Here is a 19,796-nt window from a genome sequence, read left to right as displayed (position 1 = left end):
TTCAACCATGAAAGCCCTTAAGTTTTTATCAATTTTAATACTCCCTATCACCGTATACATTTCATTTACAAATAACGGCTGGTTAACCATATTACCTTTGATTACCTTTTTTGGCTTTGTACCATTATTAGAACTTCTATTTAAACCAGACAAAGAAAACTTCGAAAAAGAACAAGAAAAAGCTGAGAAAGAAAACAGACTATATACCTACATTTTATATTTAACCATTCCTATACAATTAATCTTTTTAGTTTGGTTTTTTTATATAATTCAAGAACCAGAATTAACGACATTAGAATACATTGGCAAAATTTCTGCCATGGGTCTTATGTGTGGAGTTATTGGCTTAAATGTTGGACATGAATTAGGTCACAGAAATAATAGATTTGATGAATTTTTAGGTGAGATTTTGTTATTAACTTCATTAAACACTCACTTTTTACCTTATCACAATGCAGGGCATCATTTAAATGTTGCCACTCCTAAAGATGCTGCTACCGCAAGAAAAAATGAAATTTTATATTCTTTTTGGATTCGCTCACATTTCCAAAGTTATTATCAAGCTTGGGAAGCAGAAAACAAACGAATGAAAAACTTAAATAGAAATTGGTTTCATCATCAAAACAGAATGCTTGTTTATACATTTTGTAACATCATTTTAATCTTTAGCATTTTCTTTTTTTTCAATCTTAATGTTCTTTTAAGTTTTTTAGCTGCTGCTGTTTTTGGTATTTTATTACTAGAAACTGTCAACTATATTGAACATTATGGCTTACTAAGAAAGAAAAATGAAAAGGGTAGATATGAACGTGTAAAAAGAACACACTCATGGAATTCTGACCATGTAATTGGAAAGATTATGTTATTTAATTTATCTCGTCATTCAGACCATCATTATAACGGAAGTAAACATTATCAAATATTAAAATCATTACCTGAAAGCCCTCAAATGCCTACAGGGTACCCCGGCATGATGCTAGTAGCACTCTGTCCACCTTTATGGTTTAAATTAATGAACAAAAAACTACAAGAAATTTAACTTTATGAATATTAAAGACCTCGTTCAGTCACAAAAAAAATATTTTTCTCAACAACACACTAAGGATATCTCTTTTAGAAAAGATGCTTTAAAAAGGCTTCAAAAAGAAATTATTAAAAGAGAAGACGACATTATAAAAGCTCTTCATGATGATTTTAAAAAATCTGAATACGAAGCAGTAATGACCGAAACTTCCATAGTGTTGGCTGAATTAAAAATGGCTATTAAAAATATTCATTCTTGGAGCAAACCCAAAAGAGTTTTACCTTCTTTATTGAATTTTCCATCATCAGCAAAAATTTACAAAGAACCTTATGGAACTGTTTTAATCATTGCACCGTGGAACTACCCATATCAACTAGCTTTTGCTCCTTTATTGGGTGCTATCGCTGCTGGAAACACCGTAGTTTTAAAACCTTCAGAACTCACCCCTCATGTAAGTAAAATTACCAAAGAAATAGTAGAAGCTGTTTTTGACAAAAATCATGTAGCTGTAATTGAAGGTGGTGTGGATGTTTCCCAAGAATTGTTAGCGCAACGATGGGACTATATTTTCTTTACAGGAAGCGTGCCTGTGGGAAGAATAGTAGCAAAAGCTGCTGCTGAGCACATTACTCCTGTTACTTTAGAACTTGGAGGAAAAAGTCCATGTATTGTTGACGAAACTGCTAATATAAAGTTAGCAGCTAAACGATTGGTTTGGGGTAAATTTATAAATGGCGGACAAACTTGTATTGCCCCAGATTATTTACTAATTCACAAATCGGTTAAAGATAAATTTACTACTCACTTCAAAGAAGAGCTGATAAAAGCTTATGGTGAAAATCCTCAGAAATCTGATGACTACCCAAGAATTGTAAACACCAGAAACTTTGACCGTTTAGCTCTAATGCTAGATAATGAAAACTTTATTATTGGTGGACAAACCGATAGAGAAGATAGATATATAGCTCCAACCATTATTGATGAGCCTAGCATAGATAGCGAGGTGATGAAAGGTGAAATTTTCGGACCTATTTTTCCTTTAATCTCTTATGAAAACGAAGAAGACATAGCCAAAACATTAGCTAATTACGACAAACCCTTGGCCTTATACGTGTTTACAACTCGTACTCGTTTTGCAAAAAAAATAATAGCAACTTATTCTTTTGGAGGTGGTACTATAAACGATACGACTGTCCATTTTGCAAATCATAGGTTACCTTTTGGTGGTGTAGGTGAAAGTGGAATTGGAGGATATCATGGAAAACAAACTTTTGACACTTTTTCTCACAACAAAGGGGTTGTTACAAGAGGAAACTGGTTAGATATACCTACTAGATATGCACCTTACAAAGGGAAGCTAAAACAACTAAAATCATTAATGAAGTTTGGGTAGAATGACAGAAAAAACAGTATCTGAAGCTATTAGTTATAGACGCTCTGTAAGAGTATATGACTCTGAAAAAACTATCGACAGTGCTATCGTAAAAAAATGCTTACAACAAGCTAGTTTAGCACCAACAAGTAGCAACATGCAATTGTGGGAGTTTTATCATATTACCTCTAAAGAAACAATTGCTAAAATTGCTCCTTTATGTTTTAATCAAAATGCTGCAAGAACTGCACAGCAATTAGTTGTTTTTGTGGTTCGCAAGGATTTATGGCGAAAACGAGCCAAAGCAAACTTATCTTTTATGGATAAAACTTTTGGCAAAAACAATCCAAAATCTGAACAAAGCAGTAGAGAAAAAGTAGCTCGCAACTATTATGGTAAAATTATACCTTTTGCTTATGCTGACTTTATGGGGATTTTAGGTTTTTTTAAATATTTAATGATTTTAATTACTGGATTGTTCCGACCAATATATCGAGAAGTTCGTAACAGCGATATGCGCATTGTAGCTCATAAAACTTGTGGGTTAGCCGCACAAACCTTTATGCTTTCTATGGCGGCCGAAAATTACGACACCTGCCCTATGGAAGGCTCAGACACTTGGAGGGTTAAAAAACTATTAAACATACCAAGTAGTGCAGAAATCAATATGATTGTTTCATGCGGTATTCGAAAACCTGAAGGTGTTTATGGTGAACGTTTTAGAATTCCTTTTAACGAAATTTACAAAGAAATATAACATGAAAAAGCTACCACTACTTCTTAGGAACAAATACTAATTTATTTTCACTCTTTTCAATCTCTTCTTGATTTATTTTCATTTTCACAAACTCTCCATCTACATACTTTTGAGCCTGATCTTTATAATATGGACTAAATACATTTCCTGATTGACCTGTTGGCACTATAGCTATACTATTTTCAACATCAGAAAAATCAATTACTCTACGAGTTGATGGTCCTGCTGTAATTTTATAATACCCTGTACTATCCAATTTAAAAATCTGATTATTAATCACCTCATTACCTCCAATAGTTTCAAACGGACCTACATTAAAAAATTTACGCAAAGCTCCTCCTGCTTTTCCTATTGCATGCTCATACTCTACACTAATTACTCTTTTCCACATCCAGTTATCTACATTCTCTCCCAATTGATTTTGTAAAAACTCAACTGCTTTTGTAAAAGCTTTCGTAATGACTTCTTCTCGAGTTTCAACTTTATCTTTGGTTAATATATTATCCCACCATACAGACTCTTTTCTTTTAGATTGCTGAGCCAATACCTGATCTTGTAATTGAGTATCTATAAATAACTGAAAACTTCCTCCTAATTCATCTTTATAAGTTTCTTTTAAAAACGCATACAAAAATCTATTGTAAATTGTAGCCCCAACACTTTCTTTAGGATAATCACCTTTCCACTTTTTTAAAACTGAATAGGCTTTTTTTGCTGACGGAGACAATGTTTCTTTCTCTACTCCTTCTAATAAATTCTTAGAAATATCAGCAACAGCTGGTGAAGTTACATCATAAACCATTTCAGCAACATCCTGTTTAGTAAAATCGCTTTTAGCATCTAACAACCCCACTATCCTTTTAGCTCTATCTTCTGGTTGATAATATCCTGGATACAATTTACCCCTTACTGAATCTGGTTGATTATTTGCCGAATACACATAATTCCAAGTTGGATTCACCGCTTGTGGATTCTCTTTAAAATCTAAATATTCCTGAATTTCATCTTTACCAGAAGCTCCATTTAAATACATTCTTGACGATAGACTATCTCTTAACTGATATAATTTTGCAGAAGCAAACCAACCCACGTTTCCTTTTGCATCTCCATACATTACATTTAGTCCTGGTGCGTGAATATAAGATGCTCCTTTCTTAAAACCTTCTATTGATTTTGCATGAGACATTAAATAAGATGCCTCCAACACTTGATTAGGCAATTGTGTATAAATCCAATTCATCGCCACTGGTTTATCATCTTTAACATGTTCTATTAAGCCATTCATAACAGGACCATGTTTACTTACTTTTACCTGATAAGTTGTATCTGTTCCTCCTTTTACCTTAATTGTTTTATCTACTAATTTATATTTTTGATATCCTTCAGATGTTTTATATTCATTAGCATTTTCTGGATTATTTTCTTCAACATAAAAATTCAAATCATCATTTGCTAACATGGTTAATCCGTAAGCATATTCTTTATTATGACCTAACAAAGGAAATGGCATTAAAGCCAAATTAAATCCATAAATTTCATAGTCAGGAGTTTTTAAATGACTCTGATACCACACTGATGGCTGTGAAAATGCAATATGAGGGTCGTTTGCAAAAATTACTTTTCCATTCTTTGCTTTCTGTGGAGCTATTACCCATGAATTACTTCCTATAAAAGGAGAAACAGGTAGTTTTTCCATAATTTCCTGAACAGCAACTGATAACTCTGCTCGAATCTTTTCTTTATTATTTGATTTATTAATTGTTAAATTCTCTTGATATGAATTCATCAACTCATTAATATAAGCCTCTCCCAGCTTTTCTTTTACTTCGGTTAACAGAGGATCAGTTTTATGTGCGATTGCAAAACTAAAAGCCATATAACCAAACACATTATACACATCCTTTATGGTATATTTTTCTTTATCTACTCCAACTAAATAATATTCTAAGGGAGTAGTTCCTTCTTCTATAAATTGATTAACTCCTTTTAAATAAGCTTCAGTCATTTTATAAGCTTCTGAGTTCTTATCTAAATTTTGAATTGTTTTATTCGCAGCCTCTTCAATTCCTAAACCTGAAAAAAACTTATCTACTCTTACTAAATCTTTACCAAAAAGCTCTGCTAATCTTCCTGCTGCAATTCTTCTTATCAATTCCATTTGCCATAATCTATCTTGTGCATGCACATAGCCAAGAGCCGTATAAGCATCTTTTTGATTTTCTGCATTAATATGTGGAACACCAACTTCGTCGTAATACACAGTAACATTATTTGAAATATCAGCTAATTCAAGCTCTCCACTATACTTAGGATGTAATGTTTTGGTAAATAACCACACTCCTACGATTAATAAAACAACTAGAATAACTACAATTTTTAGACCTCTTTTTAATAACTTCATTTATGACTGATTTTCTTCAAAGATAACAGAAATTTAATTCGTATTTTTGATGTTCTAAAAATTCATTTTTCAGATGAAAAAAATACAAATGGTTGACTTACAAAGTCAATATCAAAAAATAAAAGATGTTGTTGATACATCTATTCAAGAAGTTTTAAATTCATCAGCATATATTAACGGTCCTTACGTTAAAGAATTTCAAGCTGATTTAGAAAAATACCTAGGAGTAAAACATGTAATTCCATGTGCAAATGGTACTGATGCTTTGCAAATTGCCATGATGGGATTAGGTTTAGAGCAAGGAGATGAAGTTATTACAGCTGATTTTACCTTTGCTGCTACTGTAGAAGTTATTGGTTTATTAAAATTAACTCCAGTTTTAGTTGATGTAGAACCAGATACTTTCAACATGGATATCGAAGCTTTAAAAAAAGCTATCACTCCTAAAACTAAAGCAATTGTACCTGTACATTTATTTGGTCAATGTGCTAACATGGAAGCTGTTTTAGCAGTTGCTAAAGAACACAACTTATTTGTTATTGAAGATAACGCACAAGCTATTGGTGCTGACTACACTTTCTCTGACGGAACTAAGAAAAAAGCAGGAACTATGGGGAATGTAGGAACTACTTCTTTCTTCCCTTCTAAAAATTTAGGTTGCTACGGTGACGGTGGAGCAATTTTTACTAATGATGATGAATTAGCACATACCTTAAGAGGAATGGTAAATCATGGAATGTATAAACGTTATTACCATGATGTAGTAGGAGTAAATTCTCGTTTAGATTCTGTACAAGCCGCTGTTTTAAAAGCAAAACTACCTTTACTAGATTCTTATTGCGACGCTCGTAGAGAAGCTGCAATGTATTATACTGAAGCATTTGCTACTAATGCCAATATTATTACTCCTGCAATTAGTGTTTTCTCAACTCATGTTTTTCATCAATATACTTTAAGAATTACAAACGGGAAACGAGATGAATTACATCAACATTTGTTAGAGAATAATATTCCAAATGCGATTTATTACCCAGTTCCGTTACATGCTCAAAAAGCATATCAGGACGATCGCTATGATGAAGATGATTTTACAATTACAAATCAGTTAATAGACGAGGTAATTTCCCTACCAATGCACACTGAATTAAGTGAGGAACAATTGTCATTTATTACTAAAACTGTAAATGAATTTGTAGGGTAACACATGCTCGCTATGAATCAGAAAATAAAAACACTTAAAATAATACATTTAGTCTTAGTAGCTGGAGTAACGTTTGCGTATTTTTTAATTGGAGATTTTAAAAACATCTTAAATCTTGAAATAGATGACTCCTCTTTAATTTATTCATTTATTCCAGCACTAGCTTATGTTTCAAGTAATTTTATTTTTAGAAATATTCTCAATAAAATAAAAGAAGGCACTTCTGATGATGAAAAATTTGCAATCTTTCAAAGTGCTTCCGTAGTTAAATGGATTATACTAGAAGCTGCGTGTTTTCTAATTTTATTTTTAAAACCAGATTTTCTTTTATTTGGAGTAATTCTTTTATTTTATTTATTACTTCTAGCCCCCAAGGAAGATAAAATATTCAATCTTTTAAAGATTAAAAATCCCAATTTTGAAAAATAGCTCATTATGAAAAAAATATTAGTTACAGGAGGCTTAGGTTTTATAGGTTCACACACTGTAGTTGAATTACAAAATGAAGGTTTTGATGTAGTAATTATTGACGATTTATCTAATTCTAAAATTGAAGTTTTAGATAATATTACTTCTATTACTGGTACAAAACCAGATTTTTATCAATTAGACTTACGTATAAAAGCAGATGTAAAAAAGTTTTTTGACCATAATACTATCGATGGTGTTATTCATTTTGCTGCTTTTAAAGCTGTTGGTGAAAGTGTAAATAAGCCATTAGATTATTATGAAAATAATATTGGGAGCTTAGTTTATTTATTACAAGAAATGCGTGATCGAAATATTGATAATTTTATTTTTAGTTCGTCATGTATGGCTTATGGTACTCCTGAAAAACTTCCTATTACAGAGAGTACTCCTTCTAACAAAGCTGCTTCTACTTATGCTAATACTAAGCAAATTGGAGAAGAAATTTTAGAAGAAAGTTGTAATGCCTATGGTATGAATGCTATTACACTTAGATATTTTAACCCTATAGGAGCACATTCAAGTGCTAAAATTGGGGAACTTCCTAATGGTGTACCTCAAAACTTAATACCTTTTATAACACAAACTGTTGCTGGTATTCGTGAACAGTTATCTGTTTTTGGAAACGATTATCCTACTGAGGACGGAACTGCTATTAGAGATTATATTCATGTTGTAGATTTAGCTAAAGCCCATATTATTGCTTTGCAACGTTTATTAAATAAGAAGAATAAGAAAAACTTTGAACTATTTAATATAGGAACTGGTACAGGAAGCTCTGTTATGCAAATAATTAATGCTTTTGAAAAGGCTACCAACAAAAAATTAAACTACAAAATAGTAGATAGAAGACCTGGTGATATCAAAGCTATTTATGCTGATACTACATTTGCTAACGAAGAATTAAACTGGAAAACAGAAAAAACACTTGAAGAAGCTTTACTTTCTGCTTGGAAGTGGCAAGAAAATCAATAAATTTTATTTAGAAAATGAAGCATCAACTTAAAAAATATATGAATAGGTATGCTTCATTTTCTGATAAAGAAGTAGATCTTTTTTTTACTTATTTAGAAGTCAATACTTATAGTAAAAAAGAAGTTCTATTAAATGTTAATCAAGTTTGTAAACATCATTATTTTATTATCGAAGGCTTACTGAGAGCCCATTATATTAATGAAAAAGGTAATGATAAAACAATACAATTTGCTATTGAAAATTGGTGGATTACCAATCTAGAAAGCTACGTAAGAGAAACTCCTTCTACTTTTATAATTGATGCTTTAGAAAAATCAATTATCCTTTCAATAAGTAAAGAAAACTTAGAAAAAGCCTTTGTTCAAATTCCAAAATTAGAACGTCTTTTTAGAAAAATTGCAGAAAATACATTGATTGCTATACAACGTAAAAACGAATATTACTTAAACCTAAGTAGTAAAGAACGATTTATTACGCTACTTGAAAGTATTCCTGATTTCTTGCAAAGAGTTCCCATGTACATGATTGCTTCCTATTTAGATATGACTCCAGAATATTTAAGTGAAATAAGAAAAAGTATTTCTTAAGATATCTTAAGTAGATTCGGTTTTTCGACTCCTAATTTTGTAATACACTTAAAAATAAAATTATGGAACGAATCTCTTATAACGAAGTACCTAAAGGAATGTTTGACGCATTAATGTCTGTTGAAAACTATGTAAACAATGCTCCTATCGATTTACAACTTTTAGAATTAATCCGCTACAGAGCAGCTATTTTAAACGGTTGTTCTTATTGTGTAGACATGCACTCTAAAGAATTAAAACATATTGGAGAAACTGATGTTAGATTACATGCCGTTAGTATTTGGAACAGTACACCTTATTTTTCTGAAAAAGAGCAATCAATACTCGCTTTTACAGATGCTATAACACACACAAACTACGCCCCTATACCTGAAGAACTCTTTCAAAACTTAACTAAATATTTTACGAAAGAAGAAATAGCTTACTTAACATTGGCAATTGCTCAAATTAATAGCTGGACTCGCTTAATGAAGTCGTTTAAATTTACTCCTGGAAATTACAAAGTAAGTCAAAATGAAAAATAAATATCTGAAACTATTTTTACGACTGTCCATAGCATTTGGTTTTTTATCAGCTGTTGCTGATCGTTTTGGGCTTTACTCTAAAGAAATTTCTACTTGGGGAAACTGGAACTCTTTTATTGATTTTACTCATTTAATAACCCCTTGGTTTCCAAAAATTATAATTCCTAGCATAGCTATTATAGCTACAATTTTAGAAATTGTTTTCGCTATTTGCTTATTATTAGGTTATAAAACTCAATTAACAGCTAAACTTAGTGGAGTGTTACTTTTAATTTTTGGTTTAAGTATGACTTTTTCTTTAGGCATAAAACCTCCTTTAGATTATTCTGTTTTTGGTATTTCAGCTGCTGCCTTTGCCTTGAGTAACTTTAATGAACCTTATTTAGAAATTGACACTCTTATTCCCAATAAAAATGATGCATAAAAAAAGCCGCTTTATAAGCGGCTTTTTAAATTATTTTAAGCTTCAAAGCTAGCTCCATTAGCTGAAACACTTCTATCTATTTTTCTCATTAATCCTTGTAAAACTTTACCTGGACCAACCTCAACAAATTCAGTACCTCCATCAGCAATCATAGCTTGTATACATTGAGTCCATTTTACTGGCGCTGTTAATTGTGCTATTAAATTTTCTTTAATCTCTTCTGGATTAGTAACTGCTTTTGCTGGTACATTTTGATATACAGGGCAAGTTGGCTCATTAAAAGTAGTTTCTTGAATTGCAGCTGCTAATTCCTCACGCGCAGGCTCCATCATTGGTGAATGGAATGCTCCTCCTACTGGTAATACCAATGCTCTTCTTGCTCCTTTTTCTGTTAAAACCTCACAAGCTTTTTCTACAGCTTCAACTTCTCCAGAAATTACTAACTGACCTGGGCAATTGTAATTTGCAGCAACAACTACTCCGTCAATTTCAGCACAAGCATCCTCTACTACTTTGTCTTCTAACCCTAAAACAGCTGCCATAGTTGATGGTTGTATCTCACATGCTTTTTGCATTGCCATAGCTCTTTTAGAAACTAATGTTAATCCATCTTCAAATGACAACACTCCGTTAGCTACTAAAGCTGATAACTCTCCTAAAGAGTGTCCTGCTACCATTTCAGGTTTAAAATCGTCGCCTAATACTTTTGCTAAAATTACTGAATGTAAAAATATCGCTGGTTGTGTTACTTTAGTTTGCTTTAACTCTTCTGCAGTTCCTTCAAACATTATATCTGTAATACTAAATCCTAGTATTTCATTTGCTTTTTCAAATAGCTCTTGAGCTAGTGGAGATTTTTCATATAAATCTAATCCCATCCCAGTAAACTGTGCTCCTTGACCTGGAAAAATATATGCTTTCATCTTTTATTTTTTGTTTTTGTTAATTGAATGGTGTAATTACTATATCAATTTCACCTAATTAGGTTGTTGTTTGTTTTATGCTGCAAACATACACATTTTTAAAATCATTATTAATTAGTAACTTCGTTCTATGACTGCACAACAGAAAAACCAAGCTCAGCTAATATATCTTATTTTAGCCGCTTTATTTATTGCTTCGTTAGTAACCTCTAATCTTATTTTTCAAAAGTTTTTTTACTGGTACCCATTTGATATGGAAATTTTTGGAGTAAAACTTTTTGAAATATCTGTTGGATTGCTTCCATACCCTATTACTTTTTTAATTACCGATGTATTATCTGAAATCTACGGTAAAAAAAAGGCAAACCAAGTAGTAATTGCTGGTATTTTTGCTTCTTTGTTTTCATTAGGAATTATATATTTAGGTAAATATGCTCCTGCTACGGAATGGTCTCCAGTAGATAACAGTACATTTGATTTAGTTTTTGGGGCAACTCCATTAGCTGTTTTAGCTTCAATGCTTGCCTACTTATTTGCCCAATTTATTGATATTAGAATTTATCATTTCTGGAAAAACTTTACCAAAGGAAAACATTTATGGCTACGTAATAACTTTTCTACGTTTGCATCTCAGTTTATAGATACTCTTACTGTACTTTTACTATTATGCTCTTTTGAAATCATTACTTGGGATAAATTTGGAGGTCTTTTAATTAGTGGTGTTATTTTTAAAATTATGATTGCTGCTATAGATACTCCAGTACTTTATATACTAGTTTATGCTTTTCGAAAAAAATTCAACTTAAAAGTTGGTGAAGAAATTACCAATATCTAATTTCGACTCATGAAGAATTCTAATTCTCTTTGGCAAATTGCTATCCAAAAATTTAAGCAAAGTAAAACAGGAATGTTTAGTTTTTGGTTTATTATTCTTTGCGGTTTTATTGCAGTTTTTTGCTATGTTTTAGCACCTGACAATAGTAATTCTGCCAATCAAATGCATTTAGAAATTCATTCAAAACCTCCTGGGTTTTCTGTTCAAATGCTAAATATTCCTTCTGAAAAGGAAAACGGTCAATCTTGGTTTTCCATCTTTATGAACGGGAAACAAAACTCAAACACTGAAGCCCCTATCAAATCTTACTCTGTACAAAACAACCTTCTAGAAGTTGTAAAATATTCTGATAACTTAACGAAAACATATCCTCTTTCTTTATTCAATAATACTCCTGAAGAATATATTGAACAAAAAACATTTTGGTTTGGTACCGATAAATATGGTCGTGATTTGTTAAGCAGATTATTAATAGGTGCTAGGATTTCTTTCTTCATTGGTTTTATAGCTGTTTTTATTTCTCTTTTAATTGGAATTCCAATTGGTGCTATTGCTGGATATTTCGGTGGAAAAATAGATGATTTTATTATGTGGGTTATCAATATTACTTGGTCTATTCCTACTCTTTTATTGGTAATTGCAATCACATTAGCCTTAGGAAAAGGTTTTTGGCAAGTATTTATTGCTGTAGGTTTAACCATGTGGGTGGAAGTAGCTCGTGTGGTTCGTGGACAAGTAATTACCACTAAACAACAACAATATGTTGAAGCAGCTAAGGCTTTAGGTTTTTCTGACTTCAGAATTATTTTTAAACATATTTTACCTAATATTTTAGCTCCTATTATTGTTATATCTGCAGCTAATTTTGCTGCTGCCATTTTAATTGAAAGCGGTTTAAGTTTCTTAGGTATCGGTGCGCAACCTCCAACTCCTTCTTGGGGTGCTATGATTAAAAATCATTATAACTACATTATTCTTGGTAAGCCTTTTCTAGCTATAATTCCCGGATTAGCAATTATGAGTTTGGTAATGGCTTTTATGCTTATTGGTAATACACTCCGCGATGCTTTAGATGTTAAATCTTAACAGCTGATACTTTAATTTTGTACTTTCGTTTTTCAAAAAAATTACAAATGAGTTTTAGTGTACAATTTAAAACACGATGGGCAGATTTTGATGCCAACATACACATGCGTCATACCGCATATAATGATTATGCTGCAGAAGTAAGATTGCGTTTTTTTAAAGAGCATAATATTACCATTCAAGATTTTTCTAAGGAAAATACGGGCCCTATTTTATTTGAAGAAAACACCAAGTTTTTACGTGAAATACATATGGGTACTGATATTACTGTTAACTTAAAAGTTATTGGTTTATCTAGTAAAGGTGAGCGTTGGAAAATTCAACATGAAGTTTTTAATGAAGAAGGTAAGCTTTCTGCTATTATTACTGTTTATGGTGCTTGGTTAGACTTAGTAAAAAGAAAATTAACTGAACCTCCTGTTAAGTTTCAAACTATTTTTAATGAAGTTGAAAAAACTGAAGATTTTAAAGAAATTGTATTAAAAAGTTAGATGAGTACTTCAAGAAAAATAAAACTTATTGTTTCTATAGCTGTTTTTATCATTGCTTATTGGTTAAAACAAAAAGAAACTCCTACTCACACCTCAACTGAAGAGACTACCAAATCAAGTAACACAAGTTTTAATTTTCTACCAACTTCAACAACGGGAGCCATTATTAAGCATAATGGTTATCAATTATCATACAACGAGCAACATGAGCAAGCAGAATGGGTTGCTTATTCTTTAGACAAAAAAGATATTGTTTATAATAACTTTAAGCGTCCATTTTTTATTGATGACCCTAAAGTAAGAACAAAATCCGCTAGTTGGAGAAATTATAAAAACTCTGGATATGACAAAGGCCATCTTTGTCCAGCTGCAGATAAGCGCTATTCTAAAGAAGCACATGACGAAACTTTTTATACCTCTAATGTAAGTCCTCAAAAACACGATTTTAATGCTGGAATTTGGAATAAATTAGAACAAAAAACTCGTTATTGGGCTAAGAAGTACGAGCATTTATATGTGGTTACTGGTGGTATTTTAAAACCTAATTTAAAAACCATAGGTAAAGACAAAGTGAGTGTTCCTAATGAATTTTATAAAATAATCTTAGACTATACTCAACCAGAAATTAAAGCCATTGCTTTTTTATTACCTCATCAAGAAAGTAAATTACCTTTATATAATTTTGTTGTTTCTATTGATGAAATTGAGCGAAAAACTAATATTGATTTTTTCCCTGAGTTACCCGATGATATAGAAACAAAATTAGAAGCAAATAGTAATTATAAGGCTTGGAGTTTTAGATAATCCAAGCCTTATTTTTATGATACAAAATAGCTATCTGGTAAACTTCGAGTAAAATCTGCCAAATTTTTCATCGCTATATAATGGTTTTTCTTTTCGGGAATTATATTCACATAATTAAAATTCTGATGTCTCCAAAAAGCTGTTGCTGCTGCTCCATAAACTGTAAATGCTTTCAATGCTTTTTTCTCTTGGTCTAACAGTTTTATTTTACTTTCATATCCTTTTAATAAACTCTTCATTTTTTTGGAGTTCAATTCTTCACCTTCTGCACAGGTACCAATAATCATCATACCAATATCAAACACTCTATAATAATAACTAGCTTCTTCAAAATCCATAATATTAGCTTTTTTTCCATCCTTGCTTATAATAATGTTATTAAAAAAGATATCACTATGAATCAGTGCTTTTGGCAAATCAGTATTAATGTAACTTTCTATATACTCTTGAATTTCTTTTAACCATTTATAAAAGGTAGATTCTGGCGCATATACTTTAACTTCATCAAATCGTTCGATTCCATAACTAACGGTTTCTGATAAATATTCTGGAGCTTCTACTTGGTGTAATGTTGCCAATTCTTTTCCTAGATAAATTAAAATATCTTCTGATAAATCTTCAACAATATCTCCTTCCAAATATGCTTTTAGTATAATTGGTTTATTATTCCAAACTGGCACAAAGCTGTTACTTACTGTTTTAATTATTTTAGATGTTGAGAAATTATTTTTATTCAGATGCACTAATAAATTAGCTAGTTCTGTTGCTTGCTCTAATGATTTTTGTTCGCAAATTGTTAGCACATAATTATTGATAGCTGTTTTTACCAAATAATTAGTATTCTCTGAACCACCACTTAACACATTATACGATTCTACTTCATTAATTCCATAATAGTTTAAAATGGTATGTAAATCTTTATCCTTTAAAACTGTATACTGTGCCATATTATGCTCCTTTAGTTAAATCCCAATTTGTTTCCATTGCATGCATCAACGCTTCTTCTAAATGCTCGTAGTCACATAAATGCACCTTTTCACAACGCTTTTTAGCTATTTCTATACTCTGATGAGTTGCTTGTGCAGGTAGCTCTTTTGTTATTAAGGCTTTCTTTATTGTTTCTGGGAACTTAGCAGGATGTGCTGTAGCTAAGCAAATTAATTTTTCCTTTCCTAACTGCTGTTTTAACACATCTGTTGCTTGTAGAGAAACCGCTCCATGAGGATCTAATAAATAATTTTCACTTGTATAAATTTCATTTATTAAAGTAAGCGTTTCTACATCGGTTGTACTATTTGATAAAAACCCTTTTCTATAAGTTTCAAAAGTTTCTTCATCAAACTTTAAGTTGCCTGTTTCTTTAAAAGAATCCATCCAATTTTTTATTTTTTCAGCATCCTTATCAATACTAAAATATAAGTACCTCCAAAAGTTAAACGGAATTAAAATATCAATTGCCGATGAAGCTGTTTCATGAATTGCTTCTTTTGTAAATTCTCCTTTTGAAAAAATACGATCTAAACAAGCATTTTTGTTATTTGCTGCAACTAAGTATTTAATTGGAAGTCCCATTTTTCTTGCTAAACTTCCTGCACATAAATTTCCAAATCCTCCAGAAGGCACCGACATATTTACTTTTTCTCCTACTTCATCCACCACTTGTAAATAGCCATAAAAATAATGTACCGTTTGCATCATTACTCGTCCCCAGTTAATTGAATTCACACTCGATAAATTCAATTTTTCTTTAAAAGTCTTATTGGCATAAAACTTACTAATAACAGCATCCAAATCATCTCCTCCATCGGGGCAATTTGCTACTCCTACTGGATGTATATTTCCATGTTGTAAAGTAGTCATTTGACGCTCTTGCTCTTCTGTAATCAATCCTTTTGGATACAATACCCAAGCGTCTATGTTTGATTTTCCTGCTGCAAAATACGCTGTAGCTGGACCTGTATCACCTGTAGTGGCTACAATTACTGAAAGATGTTCTTTTCTTCTTTCTAAGAAAAAATTAACCAAGTTTACTAAGAATGCTAAGCCTACATCTTTAAATGAAATTGTAGGCCCATAAAACAATTCCATTATAAAGGTATCCTTTCTAGTTTTTAATGGATACAAAGGAATTATTTCTTCTTTTTCAAAAGGCGCATAAGCTGTTTTAAGTATGTTTTTTAATTCTTCTTCTGATACTATTGACCTATCTATAAACAAGGATAATATTTCAAATGCTAAATCTACATAACCTAAACCTTTCCACTCTTTTAATTGATCTAAGGTAATCTCAGGTAATTCTTCTGGCACATACAATCCTCCATCTACTGCAAAACCATCTAATATTGCTGTTTCAAAATCTACAGGCTCTCCTCCTCCTTTGTTACTAACAAATTTCAACATCTTTTATTCTTTTATATAATTTGTATAAACCGCTTTGGTAATCATAATATCTTGTACTGCTACCCCAGTTAAATCTACCACCGTTATTTGTTCATCATTTAAACGTTGTAATGCTGGGTCTTGGATAGCTGTTCCTAATTCTATCACTGAACTTTCTGCTACAGCTCCGTCTTTAACTGCTCTATATATTTCTCCTCTACTTTTACTTTGTGGAATACTGTCTGCTATTACTATAGAAGCTTTTTTTAACAATTCACTCTCTAACTCTTGTTTATGCTCTGTATCTGAACCTACAGCTGTAATATGCGTTCCTTGTTGAATATCTTCTGCCTTTAATAAAGCTATTTCTGAAGGAGTTGTAGTTACTATTAGATTACTGTTTTTAGCTACTTCTGATGGATTTTCGGCTATATTTATATCAAAGTCAGCTCCAAGCTCTTTTACAAATTTCGCTACATTTTCCTTGTTACGTCCCCAAAGCCAAACCTTAATACAAGGTGTGTGTTTTTGTAAATACTGTAACTGTAATTTTGCCTGTATTCCTGTTCCTATAATTCCTACTGCTTTTATATTCTTAGGTGCAAAATATTTAGCTGCTAAAGCTCCTGCAGCTGCTGTTCGTATATCGGTTAAATAACCTTCATCTAGCAAAACTCCTTTTGGAACTCCTGTTTTTTGATCAAATAATAACATTAATCCCTGACTTGATGCTAGTCCTATCTTCGGATTATCATAAAAACCAGAGGCTATTTTAATAACATAATAGTCATCATTTTTTATATATCCGTATTTGATGTGTGCATCTCCTTTGGGTTCTTCAAATAATAATTCTCCTACTGGTGGCACTACTGTATTTCCATTACTATATTGCACAAACCCCTCTTCCATAGCAGAAACTACATCTATATCTGCTACTATTTTTTTTATTTCTTCAAGATTAATAACAATCGCCATATGCTTCGTTTATTTCTTTTAGTAATTGTTTATTTATTTTTTTTCCTGTTAATACCAACACCACATTTTTATATTCTTTTGAAATATCTTCTTTTAATAATGCTGCCACTGGTACAGCTGATGTTGGTTCAACAATTATATTATGGTGTTTATATAAAAACGCTACTGCTTTTTTTATCTCTTCTTCGGTGACTAGTTTAACCTCCTCTAAATGCTTTTTACAAATATCATAGGTTATTGCATTTGCTTCTATTCCCCCTGCTGCTGCATCTGCGATGGTATTTAATGTACTCGGTTCTACAATATGATTATATTTTATAGAATCGTACATTTCAGAAGCATTTTCAGGTTGGCAACCTATTACTTTTACTTTTTCATTTTCTGAAAAATAAGAAGCTATTCCCGATATTAATCCTCCGCCTCCAATTGGTACTAGTACTGCATTAACTTCTGGTAATTCTTCTGCTATTTCAACCGCAATGGTTCCTTGTCCTTTTATAATTTCAACATCATTGTATGGATGGATTAAAACTCCTTCAATATCCTTTGCATATTGAGTTGCTTTATTTTCTGTTTCTACACTTGTATCCCCATACAATACTTTGTCTAATTTATATTTAGACAAGCTCTTAAGTTTCTCTAAAGCAACATTTTTAGGTAAAAACAACTTAGCTTTAAAATCAAATTTCTCTGAGGCTAAACCAAAAGCCGCTGCATGATTCCCTGTTGATGCCGCTACAAAAGTTTTATCAAATTCTTCTGAACTTAAACTCTTTACTTTATTTAAAACGCCTCTTATTTTAAAGGAACTAGTGAGTTGTAAATACTCTTTTTTTAAGTATACATTTACTCCTGAAATTTCACTTAACTTTTCTGAATACTCTAGAGGTGTTTTATAAATATCGTTTTTAATATTTTCATAAACACGCTCTATATCTGTTTTAGAAATCACTTTTCTTAGTATCTATAATTAGTTAGGAAAATTAGCATCTACACTTTCAATAAACTGCTCTATTAATGCAACCACATTGGTATAAAACACCGGATTCGTATTTTTAAAATCGTCAGTAGGTTTATGATAGTCTGGGTGATCTTCTTCACTAAAAGTTATGTTTGGAATACCTTTTTCATGAAATGGTCCATTATCTGACGAATACATCCAGTAATCTTTTGTTTTATCGTTTGGATCATCATGACCGTAAGAAACTTTTAACGGACTCGTTTTTGCTATTTTTTCCACCACAGGTTTAAATTGTGGATATGGATACGTTCCTACTACATAAATTTCATTATTAGGATTACGACTTATCATATCAAAGTTGATATCTAACTTTATATCAGTTAAGGGTACTGGTGGGTTTTCTACAAAATACTTTGATCCGTGTAAGCCTAATTCTTCTGCATCAAAAGCTGAAAATATAATTGAATGCTCTGGTTTGTTTTTAGTAAAATACTTTGCCAAAACTAATAAGGCTGCGGTTCCTGACGCGTTATCATCAGCTCCATTAAATATTACACCATCTACAATTCCCATATGATCGTAATGCGCTCCTATAACAATATATTTATCAGGATTTGTTTTTCCTTTTATATACCCTACTATATTGGTTGCTGGTCGTTTCTTTTTAGTTTTTTCATCAATAAAATCAAATGGAGTCTTATAACTATCGTTAAATTTTTCTAAGCCTAATGTTTTGAAGTAATTGATTATTAACTCCTGTGCTTTTTGATTTTTTCCTGTACCTCTTCCCGCAAACTCTTCTGATGATAACGTTTTTTGCAAACTCAACAGTTCAGATAAATCATTCGTTAATACTTTATACTTTTTAATTTCATCAGGTTTCATCCAATGAATACTCTCAGCAGGTGCTGCTTGTAGTGTATACCAATAAAAGTCTGTTGGTATGTCCATTTCCTTGTAGTAGTCTAAATACTTTTTATGAGAAGGATCTTCTTTAGGATATTTATCTCCTCCTTTGCTTCCATCAGACCAAGAGTGAACCCCTAATTTAGCACTTGGATGTGCATTTCTTTTAGTTCCTGCTAAAAACATATCTGTTCCACCTGATGCCACCATGCCATTTTCTGGTAAATATGTATTTATCTTTCGTTTTCTAATTTCTTGAGATGCTACTAAATTGACCTCATCATCTATTGATCCACCTACATCTTCCATTGCAATTGTTGTTACTTGTGGATTCTTATCTAGTACATTTTTGATATCTTCTAAGGTATTTCCATAAATAATCCCTTTCATATACAAAGTATCCTTTGTTTTCTGACCTTCTTTAAAATAGAATTCTGCTACACTCTCATCTGAAAGTTTAAGTAATAGCTTTTGTCCAAAAGTTGACCCGAATATTAATTGAGGAAAAAAATAAAGAAGTCCAATTCCTATTACTAAAACCGTTAATAAACCAATAAATAGTTTTTTCAATTTTCTCATATATTATGTTTTTAAAAATTGGTGTAAAAAAATCTCCGTACACCAATTAGTTATTACTAATTAAGGTATACGGAGATTTCCGTAAGAAATAAAACTTATCTTCCCAATGTCTTCCTTAAGATAG

20 protein-coding genes are annotated in these 19,796 nt (G+C 31.5%); 13 read left to right on the top strand and 7 right to left on the bottom strand.

What is annotated here, in order from left to right; genetic code table 11:
• Positions 1 to 7: 7 nt before the first annotated feature.
• Genes ACOQN8_RS09030 through ACOQN8_RS09020 form a run of 3 tightly spaced genes read left to right on the top strand, consistent with a single transcriptional unit; the run spans position 8 to position 3,153 of the window.
• Positions 8 to 1,039: an alkane 1-monooxygenase gene (locus tag ACOQN8_RS09030; RefSeq protein ID WP_420552436.1), complete on the top strand. Its 1,032-nt coding sequence runs from the start codon at positions 8 to 10 to the stop codon at positions 1,037 to 1,039.
• Between the two features lie 4 nt (positions 1,040 to 1,043).
• A complete protein-coding gene (locus tag ACOQN8_RS09025) occupies positions 1,044 to 2,417 on the top strand; it encodes an aldehyde dehydrogenase (protein WP_420552435.1) in 1,374 nt (457 codons plus the stop codon).
• A 1-nt stretch (position 2,418) separates the two neighbouring features.
• Positions 2,419 to 3,153: a nitroreductase family protein gene (locus tag ACOQN8_RS09020; protein ID WP_420552434.1), complete on the top strand. Its 735-nt coding sequence runs from the start codon at positions 2,419 to 2,421 to the stop codon at positions 3,151 to 3,153.
• A 16-nt stretch (positions 3,154 to 3,169) separates the two neighbouring features.
• Here ACOQN8_RS09020 and ACOQN8_RS09015 read toward each other — a convergent pair whose 3' ends face one another.
• Complete coding sequence (locus tag ACOQN8_RS09015) at positions 3,170 to 5,554, bottom strand: penicillin acylase family protein (protein ID WP_420552433.1); 2,385 nt, start codon at positions 5,552 to 5,554, stop codon at positions 3,170 to 3,172.
• Positions 5,555 to 5,627: 73 nt separating this feature from the next.
• Between ACOQN8_RS09015 and ACOQN8_RS09010 the strand changes: the two genes are divergently transcribed.
• The 6 genes from ACOQN8_RS09010 (at position 5,628) to ACOQN8_RS08985 (ending at position 9,733) form a co-directional block, all read left to right on the top strand.
• Positions 5,628 to 6,755: a DegT/DnrJ/EryC1/StrS family aminotransferase gene (locus tag ACOQN8_RS09010; RefSeq protein ID WP_420552432.1), complete on the top strand. Its 1,128-nt coding sequence runs from the start codon at positions 5,628 to 5,630 to the stop codon at positions 6,753 to 6,755.
• A gap of 12 nt (positions 6,756 to 6,767) precedes the next feature.
• Positions 6,768 to 7,184: an MFS transporter gene (locus ACOQN8_RS09005; RefSeq protein ID WP_420552431.1), complete on the top strand. Its 417-nt coding sequence runs from the start codon at positions 6,768 to 6,770 to the stop codon at positions 7,182 to 7,184.
• A 6-nt stretch (positions 7,185 to 7,190) separates the two neighbouring features.
• Positions 7,191 to 8,198, top strand: a complete 1,008-nt coding sequence (galE, locus tag ACOQN8_RS09000) for a UDP-glucose 4-epimerase GalE (RefSeq protein ID WP_420552430.1) — start codon at positions 7,191 to 7,193, stop codon at positions 8,196 to 8,198.
• 14 nt (positions 8,199 to 8,212) lie between these two features.
• Positions 8,213 to 8,785 (top strand): Crp/Fnr family transcriptional regulator, encoded by a 573-nt coding sequence (locus ACOQN8_RS08995; protein WP_235275002.1) that lies wholly within the window; start codon positions 8,213 to 8,215, stop codon positions 8,783 to 8,785.
• Positions 8,786 to 8,847: 62 nt separating this feature from the next.
• The gene (locus tag ACOQN8_RS08990; RefSeq protein ID WP_420552429.1) at positions 8,848 to 9,309 is read left to right on the top strand and encodes a carboxymuconolactone decarboxylase family protein; all 462 of its coding nucleotides are present in this window, start codon (positions 8,848 to 8,850) and stop codon (positions 9,307 to 9,309) included.
• Positions 9,299 to 9,733 (top strand): DoxX family protein, encoded by a 435-nt coding sequence (locus tag ACOQN8_RS08985; RefSeq protein ID WP_420552428.1) that lies wholly within the window; start codon positions 9,299 to 9,301, stop codon positions 9,731 to 9,733. The genes ACOQN8_RS08990 and ACOQN8_RS08985 overlap by 11 nt, the downstream gene beginning before the upstream one ends.
• 35 nt (positions 9,734 to 9,768) lie before the next feature.
• Here ACOQN8_RS08985 and fabD read toward each other — a convergent pair whose 3' ends face one another.
• Positions 9,769 to 10,656, bottom strand: coding sequence for an ACP S-malonyltransferase (gene fabD / locus ACOQN8_RS08980; protein WP_420552427.1), 888 nt, complete (start codon positions 10,654 to 10,656; stop codon positions 9,769 to 9,771).
• A 130-nt stretch (positions 10,657 to 10,786) separates the two neighbouring features.
• Between fabD and ACOQN8_RS08975 the strand changes: the two genes are divergently transcribed.
• From ACOQN8_RS08975 to ACOQN8_RS08960, 4 genes are read left to right on the top strand one after another with little or no spacing between them, the layout of a single operon-like run.
• Positions 10,787 to 11,491 carry a queuosine precursor transporter gene (locus tag ACOQN8_RS08975; protein WP_420552426.1) on the top strand — a complete coding sequence of 235 codons (705 nt, stop codon included), beginning with the start codon at positions 10,787 to 10,789 and terminating at the stop codon, positions 11,489 to 11,491.
• Positions 11,492 to 11,500: 9 nt separating this feature from the next.
• On the top strand, positions 11,501 to 12,577 hold the full coding sequence (locus ACOQN8_RS08970) for an ABC transporter permease (RefSeq protein ID WP_420552425.1): 1,077 nt from the start codon (positions 11,501 to 11,503) through the stop codon (positions 12,575 to 12,577).
• A 47-nt stretch (positions 12,578 to 12,624) separates the two neighbouring features.
• Positions 12,625 to 13,068, top strand: coding sequence for an acyl-CoA thioesterase (locus ACOQN8_RS08965; protein WP_150901035.1), 444 nt, complete (start codon positions 12,625 to 12,627; stop codon positions 13,066 to 13,068).
• Positions 13,069 to 13,872: a DNA/RNA non-specific endonuclease gene (locus ACOQN8_RS08960; RefSeq protein WP_150901036.1), complete on the top strand. Its 804-nt coding sequence runs from the start codon at positions 13,069 to 13,071 to the stop codon at positions 13,870 to 13,872. It begins immediately after the preceding gene.
• A 14-nt stretch (positions 13,873 to 13,886) separates the two neighbouring features.
• Here ACOQN8_RS08960 and ACOQN8_RS08955 read toward each other — a convergent pair whose 3' ends face one another.
• Genes ACOQN8_RS08955 through ACOQN8_RS08935 form a run of 5 tightly spaced genes read right to left on the bottom strand, consistent with a single transcriptional unit; the run spans position 13,887 to position 19,672 of the window.
• Positions 13,887 to 14,819, bottom strand: a complete 933-nt coding sequence (locus ACOQN8_RS08955; RefSeq protein ID WP_420552424.1) for a phosphotransferase — start codon at positions 14,817 to 14,819, stop codon at positions 13,887 to 13,889.
• Between the two features lies 1 nt (position 14,820).
• Positions 14,821 to 16,272 (bottom strand): threonine synthase, encoded by a 1,452-nt coding sequence (gene thrC / locus ACOQN8_RS08950; RefSeq protein WP_420552423.1) that lies wholly within the window; start codon positions 16,270 to 16,272, stop codon positions 14,821 to 14,823.
• A gap of 3 nt (positions 16,273 to 16,275) precedes the next feature.
• Positions 16,276 to 17,226 carry a Rossmann-fold NAD(P)-binding domain-containing protein gene (locus ACOQN8_RS08945; RefSeq protein WP_420552422.1) on the bottom strand — a complete coding sequence of 317 codons (951 nt, stop codon included), beginning with the start codon at positions 17,224 to 17,226 and terminating at the stop codon, positions 16,276 to 16,278.
• A complete protein-coding gene (locus ACOQN8_RS08940; RefSeq protein ID WP_420552421.1) occupies positions 17,210 to 18,178 on the bottom strand; it encodes a threonine ammonia-lyase in 969 nt (322 codons plus the stop codon). Before ACOQN8_RS08940 ends, ACOQN8_RS08945 begins: the two co-directional genes overlap by 17 nt.
• Before the next feature lie 18 nt (positions 18,179 to 18,196).
• Entirely contained in the window at positions 18,197 to 19,672 is a 1,476-nt protein-coding gene (locus tag ACOQN8_RS08935) for a M28 family peptidase (RefSeq protein ID WP_420552420.1), read from the bottom strand.
• Between the last annotated feature and the right edge of the window lie 124 nt (positions 19,673 to 19,796).

It is taken from the genome of Tenacibaculum aiptasiae (genome assembly GCF_965221665.1).
In the GTDB taxonomy this organism is placed as follows: Bacteria; Bacteroidota; Bacteroidia; order Flavobacteriales; family Flavobacteriaceae; genus Polaribacter; species Polaribacter aiptasiae.
The sequence above is the reverse complement of the archived record's forward strand: the minus strand, read 5'-3'. Positions and strand labels throughout refer to the sequence as shown.

What these genes read in the sequence shown, in the direction of transcription:
- ACOQN8_RS09030 (WP_420552436.1), top strand. Translation starts at nt 8, where the DNA reads ATGAAAGCCCTTAAGTTTTTATCAATTTTAATACTCCCTATCACCGTA.
- ACOQN8_RS09025 (WP_420552435.1), top strand. Translation starts at nt 1,044, where the DNA reads ATGAATATTAAAGACCTCGTTCAGTCACAAAAAAAATATTTTTCTCAA.
- ACOQN8_RS09020 (WP_420552434.1), top strand. Translation starts at nt 2,419, where the DNA reads ATGACAGAAAAAACAGTATCTGAAGCTATTAGTTATAGACGCTCTGTA.
- ACOQN8_RS09015 (WP_420552433.1), bottom strand. Translation starts at nt 5,554, where the DNA reads ATGAAGTTATTAAAAAGAGGTCTAAAAATTGTAGTTATTCTAGTTGTT.
- ACOQN8_RS09010 (WP_420552432.1), top strand. Translation starts at nt 5,628, where the DNA reads ATGAAAAAAATACAAATGGTTGACTTACAAAGTCAATATCAAAAAATA.
- ACOQN8_RS09005 (WP_420552431.1), top strand. Translation starts at nt 6,768, where the DNA reads ATGAATCAGAAAATAAAAACACTTAAAATAATACATTTAGTCTTAGTA.
- galE (WP_420552430.1), top strand. Translation starts at nt 7,191, where the DNA reads ATGAAAAAAATATTAGTTACAGGAGGCTTAGGTTTTATAGGTTCACAC.
- ACOQN8_RS08995 (WP_235275002.1), top strand. Translation starts at nt 8,213, where the DNA reads ATGAAGCATCAACTTAAAAAATATATGAATAGGTATGCTTCATTTTCT.
- ACOQN8_RS08990 (WP_420552429.1), top strand. Translation starts at nt 8,848, where the DNA reads ATGGAACGAATCTCTTATAACGAAGTACCTAAAGGAATGTTTGACGCA.
- ACOQN8_RS08985 (WP_420552428.1), top strand. Translation starts at nt 9,299, where the DNA reads ATGAAAAATAAATATCTGAAACTATTTTTACGACTGTCCATAGCATTT.
- fabD (WP_420552427.1), bottom strand. Translation starts at nt 10,656, where the DNA reads ATGAAAGCATATATTTTTCCAGGTCAAGGAGCACAGTTTACTGGGATG.
- ACOQN8_RS08975 (WP_420552426.1), top strand. Translation starts at nt 10,787, where the DNA reads ATGACTGCACAACAGAAAAACCAAGCTCAGCTAATATATCTTATTTTA.
- ACOQN8_RS08970 (WP_420552425.1), top strand. Translation starts at nt 11,501, where the DNA reads ATGAAGAATTCTAATTCTCTTTGGCAAATTGCTATCCAAAAATTTAAG.
- ACOQN8_RS08965 (WP_150901035.1), top strand. Translation starts at nt 12,625, where the DNA reads ATGAGTTTTAGTGTACAATTTAAAACACGATGGGCAGATTTTGATGCC.
- ACOQN8_RS08960 (WP_150901036.1), top strand. Translation starts at nt 13,069, where the DNA reads ATGAGTACTTCAAGAAAAATAAAACTTATTGTTTCTATAGCTGTTTTT.
- ACOQN8_RS08955 (WP_420552424.1), bottom strand. Translation starts at nt 14,819, where the DNA reads ATGGCACAGTATACAGTTTTAAAGGATAAAGATTTACATACCATTTTA.
- thrC (WP_420552423.1), bottom strand. Translation starts at nt 16,272, where the DNA reads ATGTTGAAATTTGTTAGTAACAAAGGAGGAGGAGAGCCTGTAGATTTT.
- ACOQN8_RS08945 (WP_420552422.1), bottom strand. Translation starts at nt 17,226, where the DNA reads ATGGCGATTGTTATTAATCTTGAAGAAATAAAAAAAATAGTAGCAGAT.
- ACOQN8_RS08935 (WP_420552420.1), bottom strand. Translation starts at nt 19,672, where the DNA reads ATGAGAAAATTGAAAAAACTATTTATTGGTTTATTAACGGTTTTAGTA.